The 14,345-nt window shown below is 36.0% G+C and carries 12 protein-coding genes; all 12 read left to right on the forward strand.

The features are described 5' to 3' along the window. Positions 1–31: 31 nt before the first annotated feature. The 12 genes from SLH52_RS18545 (at position 32) to SLH52_RS18600 (ending at position 14,345) form a co-directional block, all read left to right on the forward strand. Positions 32–397, forward strand: coding sequence for a hypothetical protein (locus SLH52_RS18545; RefSeq protein WP_320210747.1), 366 nt, complete (start codon positions 32–34; stop codon positions 395–397). A gap of 71 nt (positions 398–468) precedes the next feature. Next, positions 469–807 (forward strand): hypothetical protein, encoded by a 339-nt coding sequence (locus tag SLH52_RS18550; RefSeq protein WP_320210748.1) that lies wholly within the window; start codon positions 469–471, stop codon positions 805–807. After that, positions 807–1,646 carry a hypothetical protein gene (locus tag SLH52_RS18555; RefSeq protein WP_320210749.1) on the forward strand — a complete coding sequence of 280 codons (840 nt, stop codon included), beginning with the start codon at positions 807–809 and terminating at the stop codon, positions 1,644–1,646. Before SLH52_RS18550 ends, SLH52_RS18555 begins: the two co-directional genes overlap by 1 nt. Next, a complete protein-coding gene (locus SLH52_RS18560) occupies positions 1,643–3,598 on the forward strand; it encodes a VirB4 family type IV secretion system protein (protein ID WP_320210750.1) in 1,956 nt (651 codons plus the stop codon). Before SLH52_RS18555 ends, SLH52_RS18560 begins: the two co-directional genes overlap by 4 nt. 15 nt (positions 3,599–3,613) lie before the next feature. Next, positions 3,614–5,980 (forward strand): hypothetical protein, encoded by a 2,367-nt coding sequence (locus SLH52_RS18565; protein WP_320210751.1) that lies wholly within the window; start codon positions 3,614–3,616, stop codon positions 5,978–5,980. Continuing rightward, on the forward strand, positions 5,980–7,839 hold the full coding sequence (locus SLH52_RS18570) for a peptidoglycan DD-metalloendopeptidase family protein (RefSeq protein WP_320210752.1): 1,860 nt from the start codon (positions 5,980–5,982) through the stop codon (positions 7,837–7,839). Before SLH52_RS18565 ends, SLH52_RS18570 begins: the two co-directional genes overlap by 1 nt. A gap of 1 nt (position 7,840) precedes the next feature. Next, on the forward strand, positions 7,841–8,254 hold the full coding sequence (locus tag SLH52_RS18575; protein ID WP_320210753.1) for a hypothetical protein: 414 nt from the start codon (positions 7,841–7,843) through the stop codon (positions 8,252–8,254). A gap of 181 nt (positions 8,255–8,435) precedes the next feature. Beyond that, positions 8,436–9,521: an S-layer homology domain-containing protein gene (locus SLH52_RS18580; protein ID WP_320210754.1), complete on the forward strand. Its 1,086-nt coding sequence runs from the start codon at positions 8,436–8,438 to the stop codon at positions 9,519–9,521. A gap of 3 nt (positions 9,522–9,524) precedes the next feature. Then, positions 9,525–11,168, forward strand: a complete 1,644-nt coding sequence (locus SLH52_RS18585) for an Athe_2463 domain-containing protein (RefSeq protein WP_320210755.1) — start codon at positions 9,525–9,527, stop codon at positions 11,166–11,168. 327 nt (positions 11,169–11,495) lie between these two features. After that, positions 11,496–12,959 (forward strand): hypothetical protein, encoded by a 1,464-nt coding sequence (locus SLH52_RS18590; RefSeq protein WP_320210756.1) that lies wholly within the window; start codon positions 11,496–11,498, stop codon positions 12,957–12,959. 7 nt (positions 12,960–12,966) lie between these two features. Then, on the forward strand, positions 12,967–13,827 hold the full coding sequence (locus SLH52_RS18595; protein ID WP_320210757.1) for an AAA family ATPase: 861 nt from the start codon (positions 12,967–12,969) through the stop codon (positions 13,825–13,827). 227 nt (positions 13,828–14,054) lie between these two features. Then, positions 14,055–14,345: a hypothetical protein gene (locus SLH52_RS18600; protein WP_320210758.1), complete on the forward strand. Its 291-nt coding sequence runs from the start codon at positions 14,055–14,057 to the stop codon at positions 14,343–14,345.

Consider the following 14,345-nt stretch of genomic DNA (forward strand, 5'->3'; position numbering starts at 1 on the left):
AGAAAAAAATATAAAAAGAGAGGTAGATAACATGTTGAAAAAACTAGTGTCTTTATTATGTTTAACTGCAGTATTAATAGCGGGGTCTGCATTTGTATTCGAACCAGGTAATGCGAGTGCATCTATTAAAAGTAGTATTCAACCAGATACAGAAGGCATTACCAAAGAAGTGGACGAAGCCGGGTCAAAATTAATTAGTACAATTCGTGAAGTTGCTATTGTTGTAGCTTTTATTTTGATCGTATGGATAGGTGCCTCTTTGTGGTTCTCGGGTTCAGTTCAAGCTCTTGTAAACATGAAAGTCCGATTAGGTTCATTCATTATTGCGCTATTGTTCTCATTCAAAACTGAGGCAATTATGAGCTTTCTCTTTGGGCTATTTAGCATTGAAATCTAGATTAAATTAAGGTAGAGATTCTAGAGTTTCTACCTTCTTTTTTACTATTTTTAGAAAGGAGAATAGATTATATGAGCTGGGGAAACCATCATGAATTACCTTTTGATAGTGGTTTAGAAGAGAAGATACTTGGACCATTATCATTCTCTAAATTGATGTTCATAGCACCATCATTAATTGTAGTGGATCAGATCGCAAATATATATCCAAAACTACCATTCGACTCTATAGTATTTAGTCGTATTCATCTTGCTATACCCGTTGTAATAGCTATCGTTTTAGCATATTTCAAAGACAATCGCACCAATTTAACGTTACCACAACTAATACTGACTAAACTCTCCCTCAAAAGAAGACGGAGAGTTTTTTATTATCAACGTATTAATTTCCGAAGGGAGGATGAGAGTTAATGGACTTTGGCACAATTGGTCTTATTGTTTCAATAGCCTTAATTGGATTTTTATATTATAAAGCATCAAATAAAGAGAAAAAGAGCGACATAAGAGCTGAAACCGTACAAGAGCTATTAAACTATGAAGATATGTCTAAAGATGGGCTTGTAAAGCTCCATAATGGCACGTATTCCATTGTAATAGAAGTTGAACCTGTTAACGTAAAAATGATGTCTATAAGCGAACGTCAAGGTGTTTGGATGAATTTTAGAGCTGCTATGAATACGTTACCTTGTCATGCTACTTTATTAGTTCAGTCACAATACCTAGATATGAATGATTACGTTAATGATTACTTGGGAACGAGTAAGAACTTTAATTTAACACCTGAATTATTACAGTCAGCTGAAGGTGTATCAGAGCATTTAAAAGGCTTTGTAGAGCGTAAAACACGTGAGTATAGTTCTTATATTATCCTTCGCTTTAATCCGTCTACATACGGAACTGAGAGCGGTGTAACAACGGGTAATGTAACCGTTGATAACTTTTTGGAAAATATTCGTGGTACGAATATGAAAATGACTGACGAAGAAGCGAAAGAATTGGCTGAAAACATGTTAGATGAAGTGGGAGATTTAATTTATCAGTCGTTTCAAGCAATTGGCATAGGTGTGACTAGACTCGATTCAGTTGGTGTTCACAATATGATCTATCAGACGTTAAACCGTGATTTAAGTATTCATCAACGGTTACATGATGTAAACGGTATGGGGAGCTTTTCAGAGTTTAAATCATCTTTAACACCTGAACTCATGTTAGATATTGAAGAAGAGGAAAGGAGAAATAAGGTATCGTGAAAATAACTTTTAACAATAAAAAGCAAACCAAAGGTAACAAAAAGAGTGATAAAAATAAACGCTCATTGAAGCAAACATCAATACGTCAAACAAAAGCTGAAGGAGTGGACTTCATATCGCCTTCAATAATTAAAGAAACTTTGCCTTCTGATGATTCGATTCATGGGAAAGTGAATGATTATATGGTTGAAGTGGGTGGTACAACGGAGCCAGTAAGGTATTTTAGAAGCTTTTTCGCTGAGATTACCGGGGGAAACACATGGGCAGGAATGCTAGATCCATTAATACTAGGTGAATTCGGTAAAGGTGATACCGATTTAGCGATTCATATTGAACCAGCTGATACACCTACAGAGTTAGAACAAATCGCAAGACGGATACGTGGGATTGAGTCTGATTTACACACTGAACAGAATCAAGCTAAGGCTTCAAAATTAAGAGATGAATTATTTGATTTAAGGGAACGTCAACGTAGATTAAGACAAAATATTGAAAAGCCATTTAGAGTTAGTATTCAAGCGGTTTGTAGTAGTCCAGATTTACAAATATTAAAAAAGTATACTAACAATCTTGTAAGACGATTTGCGGGAAAAGGGATTATCATGCGGTCTCCTGATGGTAAGCAATTGTCAGCCTTAAAGAGCATTATGCCAATAGCTGATGATTTTATGTATAAAGAGCATACCTTTTCATATGAGTCTTCTAACGTTGCAGATCTTTTCCCTTTTGGTAATGGTGGTATCAGCCATAGAAGTGGAATTGTATGGGGTAATGATGAATTAGGTAGACCGATTTTTTACGATGGATGGCACTCTAACCTTATGAACCACAATATGTTAATTTTAGGTCGTTCGGGTGGTGGTAAGACATTTTCAGTTATGACACTTACACATCGCTCAGCGCATCGTGGAATTAAAACATGTATTATTGATCCAAAAGGTGACTATAGGATATTTATTTTAGGAGTAGGATGTCCATATATAGACCTCTCTCCACAAAGTGAGCATAAAATCAATTTCTTTGATGTTGATGTAGAGGAAGCAGAGGATGGTAAGCAGTATGTAAATATTGAAACAACCGTTCAAGCAGCTAGAGCGATTGTTTACAAAATGATACGTATCATGGATTCGAATGAGTTAACGGGGAAAGTAAAAGTTAAAATCGATAATAAGATACGTGAACTATACAAGGAAAAAAACATAACTGAAGATCCTTCAAGTCTTATGGAAGAGGCAACGAGAGCTGATCGTAACAATGGTTCACTATCATTTGACTTAAAAGGAAAAATGAAAAAAATGCCCCAATTAGGAGATTTATATCTGTTACTTCAAGATGATCCTGATACGAAAGGTGCAGCTGAGTTACTAAAAAACTTCACTCAGCATGGGGATGCTCCATCACAAGCCATCTTTGACACAGAGAGTACAGTAAAGATCACGGATGTACCCATTTTCGGGTTTGGTTTAGACAAACTAGATGAAGAGATTATGCGCCCGCTTGGGATGTTTATCGCAACCAAGTGGCAAAGTACCAAGTTTGCTAAAAAGAATCGTAAACAAAAGAAAAGAGTCGTCGTAGATGAAGCACAAATTCCAATGGAAGATTTAGAGACCGCACAATGGCTGGAAAATGAATTCCGAGTTGTGCGGTTTTTCAATACATCTATGTGTGCAGTTACCCAAGGGTTTGAAGTCTTTACACGATTAGCACAAGGAATGGGGATTTTAAAAAATTCTCCTACTAAATTATTACTGCGCCAAGAGTCAATTGACATTGAAGAGATAAAAGGGAAACTTGATCTATCAGAAGGAGAAGGGGAATTTTTAGTACATCAAGCAATGGAGGGGCTAGGTATCATTAAAATTGATGGTGAATCTAGCATAATAAAAATTGATTCAACACAGGAAGAATACAATTTATTTACAACTGATCCGAATGATCTAGTGAGCTAGAGTGAGGTGTTTCAATTGAACAAGAAATGGATTCAGTTATTATGTGCTTTGTTCTTAACCTTTAGTATTACGGGAAGTGCTTCAGCAACTGTCATAAGCGAATCTCAATTAGAAGAAATGGAAGAACCGAGTTACGGTGAACGGTTTACCGCAAACATTTTCACCTCCATTGCGAATTGGTTTATAGATGTATTTGGTGCTCAAGACGTGTCACAGCTCGTTTTCCAAGATAAAATAGCATCTGGAGATGAAAAGTGGCTCACTGATGGTTTTATGGGAAAAAGAGAGGCATCAGTATATGGCGTGTTTCCTGAACAGTATTTTGATGGAATTTTATCCCTTTACAAAGGGTTTGAATCTATCACACCAATCCCGATTGTGGTTTTAATCAGTTTAGTAGGGTTACTATTACTCTTAAATAACTTTAGTGGAGATTCTCGCACGAAACTAAAAGATTATTTATTAGGGATATTTCTTCTTGTAATAGCATTAAGGTTTGGAATTGAGATATGGAAAATCATGTTTAATATCAACTACATGATGATTGACTTTGTTTATGATACTGCAACTAACAGCGGTATTAATATCGGTCCTTTTCTAAATTCGATATGGGGAGGACAAGAGTCTTATGAAGCGATCACAAAATTTCAAAGTTTAGGGTTAGCGATGTTAGTATTTGCAGCACTCTTGATGACTTTCACTTTAAACTTTCAATATGCTGTAAGAATGATCATTCTATCAATTTTATTTTTGATATTTCCACTCGTTATTATTAGCTTGATATTCCCATCAAGGAGACAAGCTTTCACTTTGTGGGTACATGAAACAGCAAGTAACATTTTTATGCAATTTGCCCATGCGGTTGCGCTAGTATTGTTTTTCTATCTCACTCAAAATGTAAGTGATATATCAATATGGGTTATTTTTGCTTACTTTGGTGGCTTACCTATCGTGGTGAATACTGTTAATAAAATCGTTGGTGCGTTTACGGGAATACAGTCTAGCGGTGGTATAGGTGCTGATATGGGAACGACGACTGGGTTTAATTCATTTTCCAACATTGGAAAAATGGCAGGTATTCTAGGGAAAGGTTCAAAGAATCCCAATCCCCTTGACAATAAGATACAAGGCGGAAGAAATGAAGGGAAATTTGATAGGCCTCAACTTCAGTCAATGAATAATGGTGGATCTTCAAGATTACCTGTTTCAAACGGTAATAGTATTTCAAGAGCAATCTCAAAACCAACGACTGCAGGTAATCTATTACGCTCTTCTCTAATAAAAGGCAGTGGAATGATTGCAGGGGGGATTATTGGCGGTGCTGCTTCTGGGATGATGTCTGGTAATGTCGCTTCGGGTGTGCATATAGGAGCAAAGACAGGCAACAATGCTTTTGCAGGAGTAGGAAACAGTGTTGCAAAGGGAGTTGATAACACCGTTAATTCAATTAAAGATTTTAAAGCTGGTTCATCCATTGGCGAATCAATAAAGGAAAGAGTCGGATTTGGAGACAAAGCACAACTATTTGATAAAGATGAAGCAGGAGCGATTGGCGAAAAAGCTTTTGGTAGACCTGGTAAGCTTGCAGGGAAAACAGTTGCTGTAACAAATAAAGCTGTTAATAAAATGACTGGTGGAAAACATGGAGCTAATTCCATGAAAAAAGTAAATGACCTTACAGATTTAAGGAAGAATCATGATGAGACTGTAGGTAAACGTCAAGAAATCGAAACACCGCTTCAAGGGGCTAAGATAAGGTTGGAAAAAGCCAAAGCTTCATACGGTGAAGGGTCAGCCCATCATAATGGATTAAAGAACAACTTTACTCAAGCTAAACAACAATACCAACAGTCTATAGGAGGACTGAGTAATATTGATAAGCATCAACAACCACAACAGTATCAACAACAACAGCTACAAATAAACCAAGCAAAAGAAACGATGGATTATCATCAACAAGCACTACAGACTCCTCATCCCGATTTACAATCAGCACAAGAAGAGTATAATGCGATTAATGCTCAAGCATTAGGGTTTGATTCTAAAATACACGATTATAAAGAACAGATTAACTCACATTATTTTTCTGAAAAAGCCAGTTCTGATAATGGGAATCCACCACCTACATCAAAGGGTGGAAATCAATATGAGTCACCTTATCATACTCAGTCTAATGTGCAACAACCACTTAAAAGCAGTCAAAATCGAAAGATGAATAATCAATCACAGCAAGGTATGTCAGATAACAATCAAAGTGGGAGATTAAATCAACAAGGACGTTTATCACAAGAGCAACCAAGAAATACCCAAAGAAACAATCAAGAACAACAACAGGTGCTAAAAAGCCTTGTAAATAAGCGAAACTCAAGAGGTTCGTTGTAATGGATAATCATAATCAACAACAAGATCCACATTCACTGGGTAAAAAAGTCGCAAGTGAAGCTGGAAATTATGCTAAGAGAAAAGTTGCGAATGCAGGTAAAAAGATAGTAGCAAATTTCTTTAAAAAAGTAGTGCTAAAGGGAATAAAAGCTTTACTCATTAAGACTGCTCCCATATGGGGATCAGTCTTATTAGTTTTCATACTAGCATGGCTCGGTTTTATGATGATCTATGCTTTTCCACGTACTGTAGCTGAAGACGTAAAAGCAGGGGCGACAGAACAGGTTGAAGCATTTTTCGGTTTCTCTGAAATGGATTTAGAAGGATTTGAAGATGTATTTGAAACTTATGATGAAGTCGCTTCAAGGTGGGATGAAGGTTTAACACAAGAACAAAAAGCACAAGCTGCACCATATGAGCTTAGATGGGGCGTATTAGCTGGTGTTGACCGAATGAGAAATGATCCTCATTATTACGAAAACATGCTCAAATTACTGGAAGCACCTGAAGAATTGCTAGAGTCCTATTACGATGCAGAAAGCACATATGGGATTCCTTGGCACATTCTTGCAGGGATACATTATCAAGAGACAATGTATGAAGAGGGCTCCATAGAAGACGATGATAGTACTACAGAAGGTAGAACAGGTCCTTTAAACATGGATGAAGCTTTTTGGGAACAGTACGGAGTTGATGGTGACGGTGATGGGGAGAGTAACTTACATTCTTCAGCTGATGCGATTTCATCACTAGCAAACTACCTAGATAAAAATGGTTTTGATGTAGATGATCTTGAGGACAAAGATAATCAAGAGATTCTGAATGAATTTAATGAGGGGAATTCAACTTGGAATGCTATAAGGGTACTGGATTCTGCTGAAATGATTAAAATTCTTCAGGAGATTAAAGATTTAGAGGACACATTATCATCCGAAGAAATAGAAGAATTGATGGATTCTATCTCTAAAGACAATATTTATTATCGTGATGAAAACCTTATAACACCTAAACCAGAAGAGACATTTGATGCTTTGCGTCCTTACTTCACGTGGAAAGATTCGACCATTACTAGGACATGGGAGGAAGAAGTTTGTTTCGAAGATCCGGAAACGGGAATTGAGACATGTACAACTGTAACAAGAAAGTCTGTAGAAGAAGTATCTCTTTTAGTTGAAGCAGACACGTATGAAGGACTTTATGAGCATATTTACGAGTGGCAAACATTAATAGAGGGAAAATATACCGTTGTTAAGGAAGTGAATACAAGAGTTATACCTCCAGCCGATTACTTAAAGCCTTTCTATGATTATTTAGCTTCCTTTGGTGTAACACAACAACTAGATAAAGAAACGACGATTAATATTATTAAACTATTTGACACTATATTTGAAGGGAAACACGAACTTAGAGAATCTCTTATTACCGACAACTATCCGAGGATTGAAGCAGCTAATGGGTGGATATGGCCTACAATATCAACAAGAATTACATCAGGTTTTGGTCCAAGACCTGCTCCGTGTAGTGGATGTTCCACTTTCCATGATGCGATAGATATTGGAGCTGTTACACCAGGTGTAGCTGGTGATCCTATTTTTAGCATTGCTGATGGAACTGTTATTGTTTCTAAATACAGCAAGTCAGCAGGGAATATGGTTACAGTTGATCATGGAGATGGTATTCAGTCGAGATACATTCACATGCTTAAAAGGTTAGTTTCAGTTGGCGATACTGTCACAGCAGGGGATATTGTTGGAACGATGGGAACGACAGGTTATTCAACAGGTGTACATTTAGACTTGCAAATTAAGATTAATGGTAAAGCGGTTGATCCAAGGCATTATTTAGGGGGAGGAAATTAATATGACTAAGAATCTAACAATTTATAGATTAGTCTTTGTAACACTAGCAGTAATTATTAGTTTTATGGGATTTGTAAATTACACTCATGCTGAAACAGAAGGGATCGTCATTCCACCATCAAATGAAAAGGCGACTGATACTATTATTGATAAAGATAAAATTATGAACATGGCTGACAACGTGGATGGTGAAGAATTGATAGACAAATTGAGAGAAGTAAGTTTAAAAGCTCTTTTTATTACTTTGATCATATCTGGAGTGTTATTTTTTATAGGGGCGATATTTTCTAGTGCAAGAAAATTATCTATAGTATTTCTTTTTTGCGGTCTTTTTGGCTATTTCTTAATTAACTATACGGATGATGTATTAGCGTATTTAATGTATGCGGTCAATGAGATATCTGAACTACTATAATTTCACTTCTTTTTTATATATTAAGACAGTAAAAACATATAAACGATCATTCATTTAACTATTTGATATTTTTAATAACATTTCACAGAAAAATAGTATACAAAACTAGAAACTTATGGTAACGTTAAGTTGACAATCGAGAAGCGCACAAACTACACTTTTTTTTCGGGGAGGGAGAAAAATGAAGAAAATCGGAGTAGGAATACTAGCAACAAGTCTAGCATTATCAATGGGTTTAGGATATGCAGAGGATAATTTCAATCCAGTATCAGTTAGCGCAGCGGAGCAAACTATTAAACAATTTAGTGACATACCTTCCGATCATTGGGCGAGAGCAACAATAGATTGGGGAGTTCAGAAAGGTATCATAAAAGGATATAATGACGGAACATTCCGCCCCAACGCAGAAGTAACCGAAGCCCAATTTTTGAAGATGTTAATACTGTCCTATGTTTCGGAAAGTGAATTGTCCGCTAACAGCAACGGACATTGGGCTGATAAATATTATGATTACTCTAAAAGTTTAAATTACCCTGCCAATGGGATAAGTAAAATAGATGTACGGGATAAAGCGGTAAACAGGGAAAAAGTTGCAGAATTAATTACAAGTTCTCAAGGGGTTAACTACCTAAAGGACAATGCCATTACATATTTACTTGGGAATGACCTAGCAAAAGGGCGCACATCAAAAACCATTGTAGGATATGACGGAAACAGTACGTTAACTCGTGCTCAAGCTGTACAATTTGTGCTGAATCTAAATTTAAATGGGAATGAAGGTATAAGCGCTAGACCGTCTGATGCATCGGATGTAAATGCATTGCCGAAAATAGCTTACGAGCTGAAAGCTGTGTTTGAACAAAAAGAGATTGAAGGATTGATAAATTCACTTAATAGTTTTCAAGCTAGTGGGCAAAGTCAGATATGGCATGGTTCAGAAGAAAAAATGGGATTAGACCTGTATGGAAACTATTCCGAAGATATGGGAGAATCAGAATTCCTATCAATGCCACTTGTTGCTATTTCGCAAAATGACACACAAAATACTATTATGATTACGTTCTATAATCAATTTAATGATTTAGAACAACAGTATATTAAAGAATTTTTAGCGGTCTATTATCCAACTTCGTTCGAAAAAGCTTTCGATGATATTTTTAAAGCAAAGCCAGGTAATTCAATTGTTGGAAGTTATGATAATAGATATTTTTCTACTGGTATTGTTGGGAAAGATAAGTTGCCTGTAGTGAATATCGGGAGGGATTAAAAATTGAATAAACCTATCAAAATTGCCATGGTGCTCAGCATCATGGCAATTCTTATTATGTTTGTAACTATATTTGATGAAAACAATCAACAACAAGCATTAGCAGGAGAAATAGACGACTATAGTGATGCTGCTCAGGACCTGATCGAAGAAAATAATATACCATTAGAAAATTACGATGGATACCCATTAAATGAATCAATGCTCCTCAAGTACGGTATGATCGTGTATGGAGACGAGGATACAGTTATAAATAATGGGACAAATAATGATGTGAAAGATGGAGAAAGTCGTTATCTAGGGTATGATGCAGATGGAAATCTATATCAAAATTATAAATTTCCTCACGACTACGATGCGACAGGTGATGTTGATAAAGACTGGATAAAAACTCCTTGGGAAGACCAAACAGGAATAGATAAAGGTATAAATGAGCCAAATTATGACTTATATCCTGGTTTAAAAGAAAAGGCAATAGAACTATTGGAAACCATGCTCGACCCCTACGATCCCAGCAACCAAAAAAACCCACCAACAGGTCGAACATGGCTCGAAGCATTTAATGCCCTTACTGGTGAGAATTGGACAGCTGAAACCTTGCTTGATTACGCAGTTATTCATAATTTTGCATCAGAATTAGGTCAAGGGTCAGTCACGTTGTGGAATCGTGGTGGAGACGGCAATTGGTGGTATCAAACGTTTATTATTCCACCGCTTGATGGATTTGTTGAGGATGGCTGCCAAATAGACTGTGGTGGTGATGATGGCGGTGGAGACGGTGATCCGGATGATCCAGATAACCCAACTGATCCAAATGATCCTGACATTCCAGTCGATTACTCTTGCTCTAATAATTGTGGTGGCTCAAAAACAAGTGCAGTCACGTTTACTGAGATTTATACAGTTTGTGAAACGGATGAAAATGATCAAATTTTTTGCTATGAAGAAGAGAAAGACTACTACGAATACTTATCTTCAAGCATTGTAGGACTTGATAACTCAATGGTGCAAGCAGGTTTTGGATTCACTTTTCAAGTTAAAACAAGTTATACAAACCAATACTTTGGTCCAGATGAAGCACCAGGACCAACAAGTGTAACGGTTTCTTTCCCTGCCTCAGATAGTTTTTTACCCACTTCGGTTTCATTGATTCCAGAAAATCCTGCTGGTTCATGGGAAAATACTTGGACACTACCTGAAGTCTATGTAGAAAAATTTAGTGGCAATATGTTTTATAGCTCTTTTGATCCAAATCGTGATGTTAATGATCAATTATTAAATGGTGGAAAAAAATGGTTCACTCCTTTTAAGCAACCAGATGGTGCCTATGATTTCACAGTTAAGACGAGTGGTGCTGGAACAGAAGGACTATACGACTGTAAAGCAGAGTGTGTACTTGTAAAGGGTAGTCCGTTTGATGATTATGTTGTTCGCCTAGTAAGACCTGATAACCCTTTTCCTAGTGGAGTTGTAGGAGAAAATTGGCAAGGAAACGAATGGATTTTACACAGTTTAACGGATTGGTATTACAAAGAGGAAGAACAAGGGGATTTCCCGATAGAAACAGGAGAATGGATGCTAAACAACGGATTAGAATATGAATACGAGTCGGACGAAGTAGATCCTGATTCAGATGAATGGAGATGATTATTCATATTCCTTTTAAGCCTTTCTGCACATTAAGCAGGAGGGCTTTTTTTATTTGTCTTAGGGAGAGAAGTAAATTTGAAAGGTGTGAGAAAATCATAAAACATTCGATTTTTATAGTATGTTCATTTGCAATTCTCTTAGTGTTTATGCATTCTATCTTAACTTTCGTTGAGCAAGTACCCTCAGTGACCTTGAAACCAACAATTATATATTTTTCCATTGTTCTTTATGTTCTATTTATTGCGATGGTGGCGCATAAGCTATTTGATTAAGTTAGAAATAGACCATATCGAATAGGGAAGATATTTTGAAAGGAGAAGTATTATGAACGTTCATTTAGTATTCGATTCAGACCACATAGAGGTATTAAAAGATGAGCTAGAACAAATAAACTACAGTGTAAAAGAAACAGACACGAGCCTTGATACATTTGCACAATGGGCTCAGTCTAACGGACAAAACCATTCAGAAGTAGCTTTCGTTTATGGCGGGGTTAATGTAAGTAAATATGATTCTGCATATAGTCATAGACAAGCGGTGTTCGAAAGAATACGACAAGTAAGAATATCACGGCCAGAATTACGTCTTGTGCTTTTATTCCCTGCAGAAGTACAACAAGATGAACAATTCCTACAAAAACTTATTCAACTTGGTATCTATGATTTGTACTTCGATGATGAACCCAACCTGAATGACATTGATGAATCATTAAAAAGAACTCGCACATTGGCTGATGTAGAACACTTGATTACCGGCTATAAGGGTACATCAAATGATGGAATTACTGAAACCAGTCAATATAATCAATACTTTCCAGAAGAAGAAACACAGGAAATAGAGTCTGATTCTAAATTTAAAGTCAAAAAGGCAAAAGAGGAAGGGAAAAAGAAACTTCTCTTTCAAAAGGGAGATTCAGGGTCAAAACCTATAAAACTACCAAGTTTCAAATTAAAAAACCCGTTGGAGAACGTAAACATTAAAGCTCCTTCATTTTCATTTAACCTGAACGTTGGGAAGAATACTACAAATCATCTGATCCAGTCGAAAGTAATTGTTGTAGGTTCTCTACATGGTGGAGCTGGATCAACATTTTTGATTCATAACTTTATGGAATATATAACTGAACAGGGTTTACAAACTGGTGTTTTAGAAGCAACTGATCAATCTCCAGTATGGCTACAAATCATTGGAAGGGAAATTGGACATATACCAAATTCGTTTAAGTCTTGGGTTTCACAAGTAAAACAAGAGAATTGCATTAATAGTGACGTGAAAATACAAACAGAAAACAACATCGTTATCCCCTTATCTTCGAAAGATTCATTAGAGGGTATCGATAATGACATATACCGTACTGTGATTTTTAATGCAAAACAAATACCTTTACTGTTTGTTGATATATCAACAGATTGGGAGAGCGAATTTGCAAAAGAAGCGATAAAAGTTTGTGATGAATTTTGGGTAGTTGTGAATCCTGATCCTAATCATTTGAATTCTCAACGACACAAAAAGAAAACAGTTATGAACCTTGCTTATCAGTTAGTAGGAGAAGATAATTGCAAGTTTATTGGTAACAAATGGGGGAAAGGCATTGATAATGATGAATTTCCAGTGTTACCAGAGATAAGGTTGCCTTATTTTGAAAAAGGAATTAAAGCCAATATGCAAGGAACACCGTTATATTCATTAAATCCTCGTTTATTTAACAAGGATTTTAAGATATTAGGTAAAAGGGTGGTTCAGCCAATCAAAACAAAACAATCATTTTTTGAAGTAAAGGGAGGATGAAAAAGTTATGATGACTTATGATTTGAAAAATGTTACAGCCCCTGCGTTTACTCAACCATTGAAAACACACACAACAAAGTCGATGAACAGAAAAAAACTGATAGTCGTTGGATCAAGTGGAAAAGGAGGGACAGGCAAAACTACAATATCAACTAACTTAGCATTGTTTTATAAAAACTTAGGGCATTCCGTTGTACTTTGTGATTTTGATACACCACATGGTGACGTAGCATCAATGTTACAAGTATCAGATAATCGCAATATTAAGACATGGTTGACTGTACCTCATGATATCCCAACACACATCCAAGAAAACCTCTTAGTGACGACAGAAGAAGGATTGAAGGTCTTACCGTCTATACAAAGTGCCGAAGAGGAGCAACTGGTTAATAATGAATTACTTGCTAAGAAAATCATCAATAATTTAAGAGAATACGATGTGGTGATTATTGATGCCGCACCAAAATTTGATTATTTAATAGAAGAAGCATACAAACAAGCGACAGATATCATTCTAGTTAGTGATCCTAATACGATATCTTTAAATAACATTTACCGAGGCTATTCTCATTTGAGGAACAAAATTAAAGGCTTAGATGTTCGAAAAGTTACACTTCTTGTCAATAAAGTTCAAGGCAAAATTGGTAAAGATGTTGGGGAATATCGAAGACTTACTACCATTGATAACATTTATGAGTTACCATTTGAACCTAAAATGCAACTTTGGCAAAATGACGGGATCATTCCAATTCGTAATAAACAACGTTCTAAATTATCTAAATCTATTATTGAAATAGGTGATTATATTTATCCTTCAATGAATGGGTATGGAGGAAAGAAAGGAAGAGTCAAATGGAAACGCGGATAATACTCTTTTTTCTATTCATTTCTATTTATCACTTGTTAAACGTGTATACAGACATCAGGTATAGAAAAACTAAAAATTTGTGGCATTTACTGTTCTTCATAGGAGGAACGGTATTTTATTTTGTTCAAGGATTATCACTCTTTAATTACTTTTTGATATTGATTTTAGCTTTTATTATTGGTCGATTTATCGAAGCTCTAAAATTTACATGGCCCGGAGATACAAAGATGTGTGTTGTCTCTATTATTTGGCTTGCGGGGCTCAAAGAAATCTTTCCAACTACTACAGTTATGGGGTTATATATTATTTTTCTACTTATTGTCTTAATTTCAGCTTATGCAGTTGTTATTTACAAGAAGGGCTTCATTTGGACATTTAAAATTCATATGGAGAATTTAAAGGTCTTAATGATTTTCAAAAAAATCTTGTATTCTGAAAAAGCTTTTGATCGTTATCCAGGTGCGGTTGCTATAAGTATAGGAACCTATTTATATGCAATTCTTCTACTGGTGAGGTGA

The organism is Cytobacillus sp. IB215665, assembly GCF_033963835.1.
Taxonomy (GTDB): Bacteria; Bacillota; Bacilli; order Bacillales; family SM2101; genus Nanhaiella.

Bases quoted from the DNA above. Each gene is read 5' to 3' on its own strand.
- SLH52_RS18570 (WP_320210752.1), top strand. From the start codon at position 5,980: ATGGATAATCATAATCAACAACAAGATCCACATTCACTGGGTAAAAAA.
- SLH52_RS18555 (WP_320210749.1), top strand. From the start codon at position 807: ATGGACTTTGGCACAATTGGTCTTATTGTTTCAATAGCCTTAATTGGA.
- SLH52_RS18595 (WP_320210757.1), top strand. From the start codon at position 12,967: ATGATGACTTATGATTTGAAAAATGTTACAGCCCCTGCGTTTACTCAA.
- SLH52_RS18580 (WP_320210754.1), top strand. From the start codon at position 8,436: ATGAAGAAAATCGGAGTAGGAATACTAGCAACAAGTCTAGCATTATCA.
- SLH52_RS18545 (WP_320210747.1), top strand. From the start codon at position 32: ATGTTGAAAAAACTAGTGTCTTTATTATGTTTAACTGCAGTATTAATA.
- SLH52_RS18590 (WP_320210756.1), top strand. From the start codon at position 11,496: ATGAACGTTCATTTAGTATTCGATTCAGACCACATAGAGGTATTAAAA.
- SLH52_RS18575 (WP_320210753.1), top strand. From the start codon at position 7,841: ATGACTAAGAATCTAACAATTTATAGATTAGTCTTTGTAACACTAGCA.
- SLH52_RS18600 (WP_320210758.1), top strand. From the start codon at position 14,055: ATGTGTGTTGTCTCTATTATTTGGCTTGCGGGGCTCAAAGAAATCTTT.
- SLH52_RS18550 (WP_320210748.1), top strand. From the start codon at position 469: ATGAGCTGGGGAAACCATCATGAATTACCTTTTGATAGTGGTTTAGAA.